Below are 15,847 nucleotides of genomic sequence, written 5' to 3'. Positions count from 1 at the left end.
AACCGGCGGACCGGCCTGAACTGCTAGTTGCACGTTTTCTCCTGTTGTGCCTGTGAATTTGCCAAATGGCAGCTGAAGATTAGCTGAGCCTAACCTAAGAGGCAAGTGATTCGTACTACTAAACAGGGTGGACTATGCTGGCCGGTCCTGCGCTGTCACAGACTCGCCATAACTCGGCATATTGCAGATGACGCACGGTACTTGCACATGCACGCAGTGATCGTAAGGAAACTTACACGAGAGCGAGCCACCGTCCAGGGCTACCTCTCCGCGGACGCCGTGACCTGTGACACATCAGAGCAAAAGTCTGCTGAAGGTCGGGTGGATAAGTTGCTGGAAGTCGACTCTCAGGTCGCCGGGGCTTCCGGCGACCTTAGCGCAAGGAATTCGCCCGAGCCGCATCCTTCCGCGCAAGTGCTCATGGTGGGCAAAGAGCTAGGCCTGAGCTTCTTCCGTCACCTCACTTGACTGCGAGCGTTGCGGTGGCCCTGCCTCGCACCGCCGCCGACCCACCCAGGCAAACCGGTGACACCGCGTCCTCCCAGAAACCGGCCACGAGCTGGTCTTCAAAGATTGACAGCCGATAGTTCGACAGGCTAGATATACGACACGCACGGTGGACAGGGTCATGGGGACACGGTCGGCCTGCGACACGCGCGCCACCGAAGGGTCATGGGATGACCGCAATTCGACCAGCCCGCAGTCCGTCCGGAACGCAGGCCGAACGATCGCGCATCGCGCATGCCATCCGGGTGCTCTCGGTGCCGATCATCATCGGCTGGCTGGTGCTGACCGCGGTAACCAACGTGTTCGTCCCGTCGTTGGAGAAGGTCGGCGAGGCCAACACCGTCTCGATGAACGCCCACGACGCGCCGGCTTTCATCGCGATGCAGCGCATCGGCGCGAACTTCCAGGAGTTCGACTCCGATAGCAACGCGATGGTCATCCTGGAGGGTGACAAACCGCTCGGCGCACAAGCACACCGCTACTACGACGAGTTGATCCAGAGGTTCCGCGCCGACCCAGAACACGTCGAGCACGTCGCCGATTTCTGGAGCGACCCGCTGACCGCGGCGGGGGCGCAGAGCGCCGACGGCAAGTCGGCGTATGTGCAAATCTATCTGCGCGGGAACATCGGCGAGACGATCGCGAACGAATCGATCCAAGCGGTCCGCGACATCATCACGGAAGTCCCTGCCCCGCAGGGAATCAGGGCGTACGTCACCGGCGGAGCGGCGTTGAACGCCGACCAGCGCGTCGCGGGTGACAAGGGAGCCGTCAAAGCAACTGTCGCAACGCTGATCGTCATCGCGGTGATGCTGCTGATCGTCTACCGCTCGATCGCCACCATGGTGCTGATCCTGTTCATGGTGTTCGTCGAACTCGGCGCCTCCCGTGGCATCGTCGCCTTCCTCGGCAACACCGGACTGATCGGGCTCTCGACATTCGCCACCAGCCTGCTGACCCTGATCGCCATCGCCGCGGGGACCGACTACGCGATCTTCCTGATCGGCCGGTATCAAGAGGCCCGCCAGGCCGGCGAGGACAAGGAAACCGCCTACTACACCATGTTTCACGGCACTGCCCACGTGGTGTTGGGCTCCGGTCTGACCATCGCCGGCGCCTTGTTGTGCCTGAAGTTCACCAGGCTGCCGTGGTTCCAGACCATGGCGGTGCCGTGCGCGGTGGGCGTTCTCGTCGCGGTGATCGCCGCCTTGACGTTGGGCCCGGCTGTCACCGTCGTGGGTAGCCGGTTCGGATTCTTCGAACCGAAGCGACCGATCAACTCCCGCGGATGGCGACGGGTCGGCGTCGTGGTCGTGCGGTGGCCGGGGCCGGTTCTCGTCGCGACCTGCGCCCTGTCGCTGGTCGGGTTGCTGGCGCTGAACGGATACAAGGTCGACTACGACGGGCGGCACTTCCTTCCCGCTGACACCCCGTCGAACATCGGATACGACGTCGCCGACCGGCATTTCGACGCCGCCCGGATGAACCCCGAACTGATGATGGTTGAGAGCGACCACGACCTACGCAACTCGGCCGACTTCCTGGTGATCGACAAGATCGCCAAGGGGGTCTTTCGCGTACCCGGCATCGCCCGCGTGCAGACCATCACCCGGCCGCAGGGTAAGCCGATCGAGCACACCACTATCCCGTTTCTGCTGAGCATGCAGGGCACGACCAACCAGCTCAATCAGAAGTACCTGCAGGACCGGATGGCCGACATGTTGGTCCAGGCCGACGAGATGCAGTCGACCATCGACCAAATGGAAAAGATGGCAAGCCTGATGCAGCAGATGGCCGACACCACTCACAGCATGGTGCGAAAGACCAAGGAGATGACGGTCGACATTGCCGAATTACGGGACCACATCGCAGATTTCGACGACTTCTTCCGACCCATCCGCAGTTACTTCTACTGGGAACCGCACTGCTTCAACATTCCGATCTGCTGGTCGCTGCGCTCGATCTTCGACACCCTCGACGGCATCGACACGCTGACCGATGACATCGAGCACCTCGTGCCCGATCTCGAACACCTCGACAGCCTGATGCCTCAGCTGATCCTGCTGCTGCCCCAGCAGATCGAAACCATGAAGACGATGAAGACCATGATGCTGACCATGCACTCCTCGCAGAAGGGACTGCAGGATCAGATGGCCGCGATGCAGGAGAACTCGCACGCCATGGGCGACGCGTTCGACGCATCGATGAACGACGACTCGTTCTACCTGCCGCCAGAAGCGTTCGAGAACAAGGACTTCCAGCGCGGCATGGAAAACTTCATTTCACCGGACGGTAGGTCGGTGCGCTTCATCATCGAGCATGAGGGCGATCCCGCCACCCCAGAAGGCATCGACCACATCGACGCGATCAAGCTCGCGGCCAAGGAAGCCATCAAGGGCACCCCGTTGGAGGGGTCCACCATCTACCTCGGCGGAACCGCGGCAACGTACAAGGACATGCGCGACGGCTCCAACTACGACCTTATGATCGCCGGATTGTCCGCTGCGGCATTGATCTTCATCATCATGCTGATCATCACACGGGCGGTGGTGGCCGCTGCGGTGATCGTCGGAACGGTTCTGCTTTCGCTGGGCACGTCGTTCGGACTGTCTGTGCTCGTCTGGCAACACCTGCTGGGCATCAAGCTGCACTGGATCGTGTTGGTGATGTCGGTGATCCTGTTGTTGGCCGTCGGCTCGGATTACAACCTGCTGCTGGTTTCCCGGTTCAAGGAGGAACTGCACCACGGGTTCAAAGTCGCGATCATCCGTGCGATGGCCGGTTCGGGGAAGGTCGTCACTTCGGCGGGCCTGGTGTTCGCCGCGACGATGGCCTCGTTCGTCGTCGGCGATCTGCGCAGCATCGCCCAGGTCGGCAGCACGATCGCGTTGGGTCTGTTGTTCGACACCCTCATCGTGCGCGCGTTCATGACGCCGTCCATCGCCGCCCTGCTCGGCCGTTGGTTCTGGTGGCCGCAGAGGGTGCTCACTCCGGCATCGCAGCGCAGGATGGCCGCCGTGTTCCCGGAGCGGGCGGCGGTGGGAACCAGTGTCCGCGACCGAGCAGAACCGGAGTCATAGAGCTTTCCGAACGCGCTCCTTCTTCGGGGTCTGTGGTGCCATGATGGGCAGATGTCGAACCCCGACGTGGCGGACAGCCCACTACCGTCTACCTCGGCTTGGGCTATTGCGGACCGCAATGTCGGCTCGTTCCGGTTCTGGTTCGTCGGGCAGCGCTGGGAGTGGTCGGACGAAGTGGCGCGGATGCACGGGTACGAACCGGGCACCGTCGTGCCGACAACCGAACTTCTGCTGTCGCACAAACATCCCGACGACCGACAGCACGTTCAGGACCTACTCGACCACGCCCTGCACCTGGGTGGCTCGTTCTCCAGCCGCCACCGGTTCATCGACACCGCTGGCAGGTTGCATACCGTCATCGTGATCGGCGACCGGATGCTCGACGACAAGGGTGCGGTGGTCGGCACCGAGGGCTACTACATCGACCTGACCGACACGTTCGCCCAGACCCGCCGCCAAGCGTTGAGTGACTCGCTGCCCGAGCTGTTCGAGGCCAGAGCGGCGATCGAGCAAGCCAAGGGCGCCCTGATGCTCGTCTACTGCATCGACGCCGAAGCCGCGTTCGAGTTGCTGATGTGGCGCTCACAGCACACCAACACGAAGTTGCGCTCCCTGGCCGCGCAGATCGTCGCCGAACTCGGCACGATCGATCCCCAGCGGGACGACCTGCGAAGGCAGTTCGACCATCTGCTGCTTACCGCGCACACCCGCGCCGAGTAGGTGATCGAGGGCCGTGGATGCGCGTGGTAACTGAAGTCGCCGCCGGGGTATCACCAAGGCATGACGGATCAGACGCGCGCACCGCTCCGCCACTGACGGGTGGGATGACGTGGAGCAATTAGAGGTGAGCCTGGACCAGCGCGACACCGCGGTGGTGGTGTCGGTAGCAGGCGAGATCGACTCGAACAGCGTCGGATCGCTGCAGCCACACCTTGACCGCGCGGTCGAGGCCGCCGACGAGCATCCAGCCAAGTTGCTGATCGTCGAACTGTCCCGGGTCGGCTACTTCGGCAGTGCGGGCCTGAACGCCGTCCTCGAGTGTTACGAGAAGGGCTTGGCGGCGGGGGTGACAGTGCGGTTGGTGGCCGCCAACCCCGAGGTGGTCCGCCCCATTGAGGTCACCAAGCTCGACAAGGTTCTGCGGCCGTACGGATCCGTGGCCGATGCGGTCGACGCATGAGTGACCCGAGGGGGCCGCAGAATCGGTTGACCACAGTTTTCGATGCCGACGGCGAGGTCGGTCCCGATCTGGCGGAGGTTCGGTGGGCCGCCACACCCCTGGGGACGCCGGACGGCTGGCCGCAGAGCCTGCGAACCGCGGTCAACATCCTGCTGTCCTCGCGATTCCCGATGTGGATGGCGTGGGGGCCCGATCTGACGTTCTTCTGCAATGCCGCCTACCGACGGGACACGTTGGGCCGCAAGTATCCCTGGGCCCTCGGCCGGCCGGCGCGCGAGGTGTGGGCCGAGATCTGGCCCGATATCGGCCCGCGAATCGATCTCGTGCTCTCCACCGGAGAGGCGACCTGGGACTCGGCACTGCTCCTGTTCCTCGAGCGCTCCGGTTATCAGGAGGAGACCTACCACACCTTTTCCTACAGCCCGCTGCGCGACGACGAAGGGCTGGTCGTGGGCATGCTGTGTGTGGTCAGCGAGGACACCCAGAAGGTGATCAGCGAGCGCCAGATGGCGACGTTGCGCGACCTCGGATCGGACCCGAGCGCGGTGCGTACCGAAGAAGAGATCATGGCGTTCGCCGAACGCCAGCTGGGTCAGAACCTGCGTGACCTGCCGTTCACGTTGATCTATCTGTTCGACGCCGACGACGGTGCCCGTCTTGCCGGATCCACCGGGGACATCGCCGACCATCCGATCGCATCGACGTGGGTGCCCGCAGACAGCGATGGCAGTTGGCCGCTCGACAAACCTGCGCGCGGTGAGACGACGTTGCTCGCGCTCGACGACGACAGGTATGTGGACCTGCCGACCGGTGATTGGCGCGACCCACCGACACATGCGCTGATCGTCCCACTGCAACAACAGGGCGGTTCCCCGATCGGTTTCCTGGTCGCCGCGCTCAACCGCTACCGTCCGCTCGACGACACCTACCGCGGCTTCGTGTCGCTCGTGGCGGGCCATGTCGCCGCGGGCGTCGGCAGTGCGCGCAACTACCAGGCTCAGCAGCAGCGCGCAGAAGAGCTCGCCGAACTCGACCGTGCCAAAACGGCGTTCTTCTCCAACATCAGCCACGAGTTCCGGACCCCGCTGACGTTGATCCTCGATCCGGTCGCCGAACTGCGGACCCGCGGCGCCGACCTCGACGCTCTGGCTCGCGAGGAGCTGGACATCGTGTGGCGCAACGGGTTACGGCTGGCCAAACTGGTCAACACGCTGCTCGACTTCTCGCGTATCGAAGCCGGCCGCATGCGGGCGAGCTTCGCCCCGGTCGAGCTCGCGTCCGTCACCGCCGAACTCGCCAGCGTCTTCCGATCGGCGATCGAGCGTGCCGGCCTCACGTTCACCGTCGACTGTCCTCCTCTCGGCGAAACGGTATACATCGACCGCGACATGTGGGAGAAGGTCATCTTCAACCTGCTGTCGAACGCGCTGAAATTCACCTTCACCGGTGGCATTTCGGTCAACGCGACCCGCGACGGCGACGACGCGGTGGTGACCGTCTCCGATACCGGAGCCGGAATTGCCGCCGCGGAGATACCCCGGTTGTTCGAACGGTTCCACCGGATCGAGAACGTGCGGGCGCGGTCGAATGAGGGCAGCGGGATCGGCCTGGCCTTGGTCAAGGAACTGGTCGAACTCCATGGCGGCAGCATCACCGCCGAGAGCAGCGAAGGTGTCGGCACCACGTTCGCGATCCGCCTGCACTTCGGCACCGCGCATCTACCGGCCGCGGCGCTCTTCTCCGCGGATGACACGCAGACAGCGGCCGCAGGTGCCGAGCCCTACCTCCAGGAGGCGCTGCGGTGGCTGCCCGCCGACTGCGAAGGGCCTGCCCCCGATGTGCCCTCGGAGCTGCCCGGCTCACCCACTTCGCCTCCGGTTCCGGGCACCACACCGCGGGTGCTCATCGCCGACGACAACGCCGACATGCGTGATTACGTCGCCCGGATGCTGCGCAACGACGGATACCTCGTCGATGCCGTCACCGACGGTCAGCAAGCGCTGGACGCGGTCCGCACGGAGCTGCCCGACATGGTGGTCAGCGACGTCATGATGCCGCGTCTGGACGGTCTCCAACTGGTCGCCGCCTTGCGGTCAGACCCGCGCACCGCGGCCGTACCGGTGCTGATGTTGTCCGCCCGCGCCGGACAGGAAGCCGCCATCGAGGGTTTGCAGGCCGGCGCCGACGACTATCTCGTCAAGCCGTTCGCCGCCGCCGAACTGCTGGCGCGCGTGCGCGCGAACGTCAAACTCGCAAGGATCCGCAATCATCACGCCCGATGGCGCACCGCGCTGATCGACTCGCTGCAGGAGGCGTTCTTCGTGGCCGACGAGCGCGGCGCGGTGATCGAAATCAATGCGGCGTTCACCGACATCCTCGGCTACGGCGTCGAGGAACTGCCGTATGAACCCGTACAACCGTGGTGGCCGACGGCGGAGTCGGATCCAGAAGCGCATCACCAAGCCAACCAGCTGTTGTCACAGATTCTGCGTGAACCGCATGGCAGGCACACGGTTCCGGTTACGCACCGCGACGGGCACCGTCTGTGGGTGACTCTCACCTACAACCAGATCGAGGAGATCGACACCGGCAGGCCCGTGATCGTCGGCACCTTCCGCGACGTCACCGCCGAGCACTACACGGTGCAGCGGGAGGCGGCGCTGGCAGCGCTCAACCAGCAACTGGCGCAGGCGGATACGCTCGACGACGCGGTGCGCACGGCAGCCGACGTGCTGCGTGAGGTGTGGCGAGCGCACCGCGTCCTGGCCCTGACGTTTCCGGTCGACGGCGCCACGACGATCGATCCGACAGGATTGGTCTGTTCCGGCGAGCCGGCCCAGTGGCGCGACCTGCCCGCGGCCACAAAGCTGGCGATCACCTCGCTGCGCTCCGCAGACTCACTGGTTGCCGACGCGTCGGACACCGGGTCCGCGCGCATCGCCCTGCAGCATCCGCGCGGGGTGCTGGTCGTCTACCTCGAGTTGCCCGAGCGCCGACCGTTCACGCCCGAAGACAAGACGCTGCTGGCGGTCTTGGCAGGCAGGCTCGGCCAGGGGTTGCAGCGCGTACACCTTCTCGACCAGCAGCGCGAAACCGCACTCGCGCTGCAGCACGCGATTCTCGGCCCCACCGTTTCGAGCGGCTTCGCCGTGCGGTACCGGCCGGCCACCCGCCCGCTGCAGGTGGGTGGTGACTGGTACGACGTCGTCGATCTGGACGACGGCCGGATCGCGTTGATCGTCGGCGATTGTGTCGGGCACGGATTGACCGCCGCCACGGTGATGGGGCAGCTGCGAAGCGCCTGTCGGGCACTGCTTCTCGAACACCCCGGACCGGCCGCGGCCCTGACGGCCCTCGACCGATTCGCCGCCCGGTTGCCCGGCGCACGGTGCACGACGGCATTCTGCGCCGTGCTCGATCCGGACACCGGTGAACTTCTGTACTCCAGTGCCGGCCACCCACCTCCGGTCATGGTGCTTGCCGACGGCACGAGCCGACTGCTCGACGACGCCTCGGTCACCCCGCTCGGGTTGCCCTTCGATCACATTCGTCCGGAGGGCCGGCAGGTCATGCCGCCCCGCGCGACGTTGTTGCTCTACACCGACGGACTGGTGGAGCGTCGGCGCGAATCTCTGGACAAGGGCATCGGCCGGGCCGTCGACGTGCTCGAAAGCCATTCCGCCACAGCGCTGGACGCCCTGGCCGATGAGATCATGACGCAGCTGACACCCATCCACGGATATCAGGACGACGTCGCACTCATGCTGTACCGGCAACCGGCGCCGCTGGAAATCGAATTCAGCGCCGATCCCGCTGAATTGGCAGGCACGCGCAGCGAGTTGCGGAAGTGGTTGGTGCGGGCGGGGGTTGACCCGAGCCAGACTCTCGACGTATTGATCGCCACCGGGGAGGCGCTCGCCAACGCGGTCGAGCATGGGCACCGTGACCGTCCCGGTGGTGCCGTTCGTCTGCGCGCGACCGTGCTTGCGGACCGGCTTCACCTGACCATCGCCGACACCGGGGTGTGGAAAGTGCCAGTCGCCGATCCCGCGTCTCACCGCGGCCGCGGAATCGCGCTGATGCGGGCGCTGATGAACGACGTCACGATCGAGACGGGCGATTCCGGTACGACGATCGACTTGCACGCCAGGATCGCCTGATGCCCGCACCACTCACCGTGCGCACCGCCCGTCGGGTCGACGGCACCGTGGTGCTGAGCGCGGCAGGCGAACTCGACCTGAGCAATATCGACACGTTCACCGAGGCCATCGCCGACGCCGTCGGCAGGCGAAACCAGGAGACGGGGCGGTTGACGGTCGATTTGACCGCGATCGAATATCTCGACAGCGGCGCGATCAACGCGCTGTTCGAAAACGCGCCGCAGATCCGCAGGATCGTCGCCAACCCGATCCTGATGCCGGTACTGACGATCAGCGGGCTGACGTCGGTGGCCGACGTGCAAGCGGCAGAGGGCAACTGATCGGTTACGACGATGTCACGGAAGCACCGTGCGCATCAGCATGACGTTGTAGGCCGACCACAGCGACACGTTGAAGTACAACTCCTTGCCGGTCGACCACGGATGCAAGAACGGCGCGTAGATGCCGCCGGGGACATCCCAGGACCGAACCAACAACTGCTCGGGACCATACGGTCCCTGCGGAGTGGGTGCCATCCTGGCCACCACGTCGTTGGCGCCGTTGCAGTACAGCACCAGGTACTGCTTGAGGTGGGTGTTGTACTGGGCCGACATCTCTCCGACCGGACCGGGGATCACCACCGTGGCTGCTCCCGGATCCCGTGGTACCCAGGCGTTTTGGTCGGCGTTCCAGTACTCGTAGCGGTTGAGGTCAGGCACCGCTCCCTGCGGGATGCGCGCGATGAACGCCGCGCCGCCTCTGCCCGCCGGCGTCCCGAACGTGTACAGGTAGGGATCATCCGCGCCCGGCTTGAGAAACGCGCCCTGCTGGAAGTTCTCGTTGCCCCGTACGTAACGCGCATCCGGGACGTCGCCTTCGCGCGCGGCGCGCACCGTGCCGGGGTAGACGCCCCAGTGCTCGCCGTTGTCGGGGGAGACCGCGATGGCCGAGAAATTGGTCGTCCACCGGCCGTCGGCGTCCCAGCTCTTGATCGACATGAAGTTCACGAACTGGTTGCCGCCCACCGCGACGCCCGCGGTCGGAATGATGCCCTTCTCGTTCGGCGCCCACTTGGTGCTGTTGATGATCTGCTTGGACAGGCCGGGCGCCCACAGCGGGGAACCGGAGTAACGGTTGGCGAGCGCGCCGTCGGGCACGGCGACCGTCTTCGACAGCGCCCCGTCCTGGGTGCGCAACAACGCGTTGTAGCGCCACTGCTTTCCCCGCACGCTGCAGTAGCCGTAGGTGTCACCGAACGCCATCAGAACCTGACGATTGCCGGCATCGCCGTTGTCCCACATGATTCCGAGGTCGGTGCCGGTGATCGCGAACCGTCCGATCGTGTTGTTCGGGCTCTCGGGGCCGGTGACCCACCCGACGAGCGTCGTCCCCGGCGGTGCGGGCGGCGGAGGCGGCTCGGGGGCGGCAGCGGGAACCTGCTGCGCGACAGGCTGATCCGCCACGGGCTGCGGTGGCGTGGGGCGGACGGCGGCCTGCTGGTCGACGGTCGCCGACTGCGGAGAAAGTGACTGGAGGATCTCGGCGGGCAGTCGGCCGAGTCGCGGCAACGGCGCTTCGTCGTTGGTGTTGCGAGGCCGGTGGCCGACCGGCGGGCCACCCGGTAGCGCCGGCGTCGCTTCGGTGTTCGGCGCGGCAGGCGGTTGCGCGGCCGCAGCGGCACCGGTGCACGGTTCCGCCGTGGCCGAAGGGGCGACGCCGAGCACGGCGCTCAGGGCGATCACGGTTGCGGACGCCACCGACAACGAGGCGATGCGCGGAGGCGGCGACATGTCACACCTTTCGGAGGCGGGCGCCGATGAGACGTCAGCGATGGGCGGATGTGACGTTAGTGACGAAAGTGACTGCTGTGATCTTGGTGCGCGGATAGGTACTCACCTGTGACCGTGTCGCAACTTCCCATCCCTGCGATTTTGAGTGTTCTCGATCGCTCTGAGCGATCGTTTCCACACACAAGCCACACGGGGGTGCGGAATGTTTACCGGTCGCGTGGGGTATCAAGACCGGCATGACCTCCCCGGCCGAAGCGCACACCGGCGAACCCGACGAGACGACGGAGGGCAAGCTCAAACGCAAGATCACCGGGCCGCTGCTGTTTCTGTTCATCCTCGGCGACGTGCTCGGCGCCGGGATCTACGCGCTGATGGGCGTTCTCGCCGGCGATGTCGGCGGTGCGCTGTGGGCGCCGCTTCTGCTGGCGCTGCTGCTCGCGTTGCTGACCGCCGGCTCCTACGCCGAACTGGTGACCAAGTATCCGAAGGCGGGCGGTGCGGCGGTTTTCGCGGAGCGGGCGTTCGGTCGACCGGTGATCTCGTTCCTGGTGGGCTTCTGCATGCTCGCCGCGGGGGTGACCAGCGCAGCCGGTCTGTCGCTCGCGTTCGCCGGCGACTATCTCACGACGTTCATCGATGTTCCGGCCGTACCGGCGGCCATCGTGTTCCTGGCACTGATCGGATGCCTCAACGCGCGGGGGATCAGCGAGTCGGTCAAGAGCAACGTCGTGATGACGGTGATCGAGCTGACCGGTCTGCTGATCGTCGTGATCGCCGTGTCGATGATGGTCGGTGCCGGGCGCGGTGATGTCAGCCGCGTGACCGAGTTTCCCGAGGGCGCCACGCCGGCGTTGGCGATTCTGAGCGGAGCGATCGTCGCGTACTACTCGTTCGTCGGCTTCGAGACATCGGCGAACGTGGCCGAGGAGATTCGTAATCCGAGCAAGGTGTATCCAACCGCGCTGTTCGGCGCGCTCATCACCGCGGGCGTGCTCTACGCGCTGGTCGGTGTGGCGAGCGCGATCGCCCTGCCCGCCGAGGACGTCGCGAAGTCTTCGGGACCGTTGCTCGACGTGGTCGCGGCGGCCGACGTCGGCGTTCCCGACTGGGTCTTCAGCGCGATCGCGCTCGTCGCCGTCGCCAACGGCGCGCTGCTGACGATGATCATGGCCAGCAGGCTCACCTACGGCATGGCCGAACACGGCCTGCTGCCCAGCGTGCTCGGTCGCGTGCTGCCGAAGAGGCGCACACCGTGGACGGCGATCGTCGCGACCACCGCGGTCGCCATGGTGCTGAGCCTGCTCGGCGATTTGTCGACGCTCGCCGAAACCGTGGTGCTGCTGCTGTTGATCGTCTTCATCTCGACGAACATCGCGGTGCTGGTGCTCCGCCGCGACCCGGTCGATCACCCGCATTTCCGGGTCTGGACGGCCGTGCCGGTGCTGGGGGTGGCGTCCTGTGTGCTGCTGCTGACCCAACAGACGGCCAAGGTCTGGCTCTTTGCCGCGATCCTGATCGCGGTGGGCGCGGCGTTGTATCTGGGGGCCCGGGCAGCGACGCGTCGCTGACGTCAGCGCTTGCGCACCGCGTCCCGCAGGAAATGCATTTGAACGCTTTGGTTTTCGTCGATCAGGATGGCGGCATCGCAGGCGTGGCCGTCGAGCATGTCCGCATCGGAGCGACGGTATGCGTCGACTTCGCGCCGGCCGAGACGCCGACCTCCTCGGCGGCGCGGTCCGCGATGAAACCGAAGTGCTGCGGTGAGCGACCTCGCAACCGTCGCGGGCCATTGATGAAGGCGCGCGACCGCGGGACTCGACGTGAGCTGTGACGTAACCAAAACTGTCCGGTCGTCGATAGGCATCCGGGACAAGGTTCCGCACGAAATACCCGGCGACTTTGCGGCCAAACGCATGCATATGGCCGACCCGGGATAAAAGGTGAACACGGCAAGCGACGGTGGTTTACGTTCTCGCGGGGTGACTGCAGTTCGACAGGGGGGACGAACGATGGCGGGGCTATCGGCTCATCTGAGAGGTGCTCATCGCGGCGGGCCCGCGGCCTCGCTGCTCACACGAACGGCGATCGTGCTCGCGGCGCTGTGTCTGCTGTTCGGCTTCGGCGGGGGACAGGCTTCGGCGTTCCCGGGAGGCGATGCGGCGGGCGCGTTGGCAATCGGCGGGCTGAACCGCACCTACACCGTGCACGCCCCGCCTGGGCTCGACCGCCCCGCCGGGCTCGTGCTCAACCTGCACGGCGCGGGGATGACCGGACCGGCGCAGTCCGGAGCCACCAACTACAACGCGATCGCCGATCAGTACGGGTTCGTCGTCGCCTATCCCGACGGCGTCGATATGAGTTGGGCCGACGGCCGCGGCGCCTCGGTACCGGACCGCCAGGGCGTCGACGACGTCGGGTTCCTGGTCGCGCTCGCCGAACGGCTGCGCGAGGAGTACGGCGTCGACGCCGGCCACGTCTTCGTGACCGGAACCTCGGCGGGCGGCTTCATGGCCTCGCGGCTGGCGTGCGAACGCGCCGACGTCTTCGCCGCCGCGGCACCGGTCGCGGGCACGCTGGCCTCAGGTTTCCCCTGCGCACCGTCGCAGCCGGTGTCGGTGTTGGCGGTGCACGGAACCGCCGACCCCGTGGTGCCGTTCACCGGCGGCCCGATGGTGGGCCGCGGCGGGCCCAGCGACATCGTGTCGGCGCCGGCGATGGCGCAGCGGTGGCGTGAGATCGACGGCTGCCCCGCACCGGTCGAGGAGACGCACGGCAACGTCCACCGGTTCGTCGCCGCCGGATGTGCCGGCGGAACCGAGGTGGTGTTCGTCCAGATCGACGGCGGAGGCCACGTCTGGCCCGGCGGCTTCTTCGCCCCGTTCGACGCCTCCCAGTCGAGCGGGCAGTTCTTCGCAACCCACGGCAGGTGATTTGACGCTTCTGCCTACGGTGGTGTGACGGCAGACTGGAGCCGGCGCGAAACGAACAGGAGATCGGAATGAGCGACGACGTCCCGGGTATCACCGGCATCCACCACATCTCCATCACGGTGACCGACCTCGAGGCCAGCCTGGCGTGGTACCAACGGCTGCTCGGGGCGGACCGGTTGCCGATGAAGTTCCCCCACTACGAACGCGAGGACACGGGATACGGCGAACTGCTGATCGACCCGCGGTCCGGCGTCGTGATCGGGCTGCACACCAACACCGGCAACGACGGAAACCAATTCGACGAAGCCCGAACCGGTTTGGACCACGTGGCGTTGAACGTGGCGTCACGAGACGAGTTGGACGCGTGGACGCGACGGCTCGACGAATTCGGCATCGAACACTCCGGTGTCCGTGCGGCCGATGAGCCGTTTCCGTTTGCGACCGTGGTGTTTCGCGACCCCGACAACATTCAGCTCGAGCTGTTCACGGTCGGCTGAGTACCACTCGGCCGCAAAACCAGGTCGTCGCACACGACCGCGGCTTAGGCTGCGGCCATGTCTTACGACCGCGCCGCGCTCGTCGCTGGCAGCATCCGATTCGCCTCCGGTGTGTCGTTTCTGGTCGATCCCCTTCGGGCCAACCGGCTGTGGGGCGATCCGGACGAGCCGGTGCCGACGACGCAGTTGCTGCTGCGCTCAATGGGTTATCGCGACGCGCTCATCGGCGGGCTGCTGCTGGCATCCGCGCTGCGAGGCCGCGACACCAGAGGCTGGTTCCTGGCCTCGGGCGGCGCCGACGCGGCCGACCTGCTGGGTGGCTCGAGCGTGCACCACGAGATGAGACGCTCCCAGCGGGTGATCGGCCTCGGCGGCGCGGTCATCGGCATCGGGGTCGGGCTGTGGGGCGCGCTGCGTCGGCCCCAACGCGCCGAGAACTGAACGGCGAGACCGTATTTCGCACCCGCCTTCGCGCCGCGCGGATGCGACTCAGGCGCCACGCTTGAGGTTAGGCGCCGTCGCGACGGGAGACCGGCGTCGCCGCCGTGCGGTCGTCTCGGCCTCCACACCGTTGGTGCCGGGTTCACGGACCTGCTCACGGAGCCTGCGAAGTGCCTGTGCGAGCAGGCGCGACACATGCATCTGCGAATAGCCCATCCGTTCGGCGATCTGGGTCTGCGTCATGCTCTCGAAGAAGCGCAGCACCAACACGGTCTTTTCGCGCTCGGGTAGCGCGGCGATCAACGGCCGTACGGTCTCGAGATCGACCACCTTGTCGATATTCGGATCGATGTCGCCGAGGGTGTCACCGACCGAGCGGAACTCGTCGTCGGCCGAGGCCTGGACGTCGGTCGACAGCGTGGAGTAGTTGCTGCTGGCGATCGTCGCTTCCATCACTGCTTCGCGTTCGATGCCGAGGTGGGCTGCGACTTCGGACGGCGTCGGCGCGCGCCCGATGTTCTGCGCCAACTCCGCGCGGGCCTTCACCAACTGCCCCTGGAGGTCCTTGAGCCTGCGCGGAACCTTGACCGCCCAGCCGTAGTCGCGGAAGTGGCGGCGTACCTCGCCCATGATGGTCGGGATCGCGAAGGACAGGAAGTCGGCGCCGTTGTCGGGGTCGAAGCGGTTGACCGCGTTGACCAGGCCGACCCGCGCCGCCTGCACCAGGTCGTCGATCGGCTCACCGCGGTTGCGGTAGCGCCGGGCGACATGGTCGGCCAGCGGCAACGTCCGGTCGACGATCGCCTCGCGCTGGCGCCGGTAGGGAAGTGATCCTTCGTCCAGCGCTTTGACGCGGCGGAACATCTCCGTCACGTCTGCGTACTCAGAAATCGCCTCTGACACCACACAGGCTCCTAACTTCCGACCCTGCCGTATGGATCACACGGCTCGGATCTGAACCTGTGGCTGCTGCGGTTTACCCTTTCGGACGGTTCGTCGAAACCTCGCCTATCGGGGACCTTTGCCCAGCGTAACCGTCGACGGGCGCTCCCGTGGTCAACCGGCGAACTCTCGCGCTTTTCTGGGTGTGCTGACGGGCATGGCGTGCTTGCCATACGGTCGCTGCTGCCTGCCGAGCCGGGCGGGTGCAGAGACGAGCGGGCTGTCCCAAACCGCGCCTGTGAACACCGCGGCGCCCAGCGCCGTCAAACCTGCCATCGCCACCAACGTGTCGGGGTCCATGCCTTTGTAGTTACCCACCGACGGTCGTTACAACGCCCCCG

13 protein-coding genes are annotated in these 15,847 nt (G+C 66.0%); 9 read left to right on the top strand and 4 right to left on the bottom strand.

The genetic code is table 11. The features are described from left to right. The first annotated feature begins 677 nt into the window (after positions 1-677). The 5 genes from CEX88_RS23675 (at position 678) to CEX88_RS23655 (ending at position 9,247) form a co-directional block, all read left to right on the top strand. Complete coding sequence (locus CEX88_RS23675; RefSeq protein ID WP_094295364.1) at positions 678-3,587, top strand: MMPL/RND family transporter; 2,910 nt, start codon at positions 678-680, stop codon at positions 3,585-3,587. A gap of 51 nt (positions 3,588-3,638) precedes the next feature. Continuing rightward, positions 3,639-4,307, top strand: a complete 669-nt coding sequence (locus CEX88_RS23670; RefSeq protein ID WP_094295363.1) for a PAS and ANTAR domain-containing protein — start codon at positions 3,639-3,641, stop codon at positions 4,305-4,307. Between the two features lie 124 nt (positions 4,308-4,431). Then, a complete protein-coding gene (locus CEX88_RS23665; RefSeq protein ID WP_238382174.1) occupies positions 4,432-4,767 on the top strand; it encodes an STAS domain-containing protein in 336 nt (111 codons plus the stop codon). Next, on the top strand, positions 4,764-8,927 hold the full coding sequence (locus tag CEX88_RS23660; RefSeq protein WP_094295361.1) for a SpoIIE family protein phosphatase: 4,164 nt from the start codon (positions 4,764-4,766) through the stop codon (positions 8,925-8,927). The genes CEX88_RS23665 and CEX88_RS23660 overlap by 4 nt, the downstream gene beginning before the upstream one ends. Beyond that, on the top strand, positions 8,927-9,247 hold the full coding sequence (locus tag CEX88_RS23655) for an STAS domain-containing protein (protein ID WP_094295360.1): 321 nt from the start codon (positions 8,927-8,929) through the stop codon (positions 9,245-9,247). The genes CEX88_RS23660 and CEX88_RS23655 overlap by 1 nt, the downstream gene beginning before the upstream one ends. Positions 9,248-9,262: 15 nt before the next feature. Here the strand turns inward: CEX88_RS23655 and CEX88_RS23650 are convergent, their stop codons facing one another. Beyond that, positions 9,263-10,696: a DUF4185 domain-containing protein gene (locus CEX88_RS23650; protein WP_094295359.1), complete on the bottom strand. Its 1,434-nt coding sequence runs from the start codon at positions 10,694-10,696 to the stop codon at positions 9,263-9,265. Between the two features lie 236 nt (positions 10,697-10,932). Here CEX88_RS23650 and CEX88_RS23645 point away from each other — a divergent pair, with 236 nt between their 5' ends. Further along, positions 10,933-12,264 carry an APC family permease gene (locus CEX88_RS23645; RefSeq protein WP_094295358.1) on the top strand — a complete coding sequence of 444 codons (1,332 nt, stop codon included), beginning with the start codon at positions 10,933-10,935 and terminating at the stop codon, positions 12,262-12,264. Between the two features lie 2 nt (positions 12,265-12,266). Here the strand turns inward: CEX88_RS23645 and CEX88_RS25955 are convergent, their stop codons facing one another. Then, a complete protein-coding gene (locus CEX88_RS25955; RefSeq protein WP_126315884.1) occupies positions 12,267-12,560 on the bottom strand; it encodes a hypothetical protein in 294 nt (97 codons plus the stop codon). Positions 12,561-12,705: 145 nt separating this feature from the next. Between CEX88_RS25955 and CEX88_RS23640 the strand changes: the two genes are divergently transcribed. From CEX88_RS23640 to CEX88_RS23630, 3 genes are all read left to right on the top strand, one after another. Further along, complete coding sequence (locus CEX88_RS23640) at positions 12,706-13,626, top strand: extracellular catalytic domain type 1 short-chain-length polyhydroxyalkanoate depolymerase (protein ID WP_094295357.1); 921 nt, start codon at positions 12,706-12,708, stop codon at positions 13,624-13,626. Between the two features lie 68 nt (positions 13,627-13,694). After that, positions 13,695-14,123 carry a VOC family protein gene (locus tag CEX88_RS23635; protein ID WP_094295356.1) on the top strand — a complete coding sequence of 143 codons (429 nt, stop codon included), beginning with the start codon at positions 13,695-13,697 and terminating at the stop codon, positions 14,121-14,123. A gap of 57 nt (positions 14,124-14,180) precedes the next feature. Continuing rightward, complete coding sequence (locus CEX88_RS23630) at positions 14,181-14,564, top strand: DUF4267 domain-containing protein (protein WP_094295355.1); 384 nt, start codon at positions 14,181-14,183, stop codon at positions 14,562-14,564. Between the two features lie 48 nt (positions 14,565-14,612). Here CEX88_RS23630 and CEX88_RS23625 read toward each other — a convergent pair whose 3' ends face one another. Continuing rightward, positions 14,613-15,467 carry a SigB/SigF/SigG family RNA polymerase sigma factor gene (locus CEX88_RS23625; protein ID WP_094295386.1) on the bottom strand — a complete coding sequence of 285 codons (855 nt, stop codon included), beginning with the start codon at positions 15,465-15,467 and terminating at the stop codon, positions 14,613-14,615. A 153-nt stretch (positions 15,468-15,620) separates the two neighbouring features. Further along, on the bottom strand, positions 15,621-15,824 hold the full coding sequence (locus CEX88_RS23620; protein WP_126315883.1) for a hypothetical protein: 204 nt from the start codon (positions 15,822-15,824) through the stop codon (positions 15,621-15,623). Positions 15,825-15,847 lie beyond the last annotated feature (23 nt).

This window comes from Mycobacterium neumannii (assembly GCF_002245615.1).
GTDB classification, from domain to species: Bacteria; Actinomycetota; Actinomycetes; order Mycobacteriales; family Mycobacteriaceae; genus Mycobacterium; species Mycobacterium neumannii_A.
The sequence above is the reverse complement of the archived record's forward strand: the minus strand, read 5'-3'. Positions and strand labels throughout refer to the sequence as shown.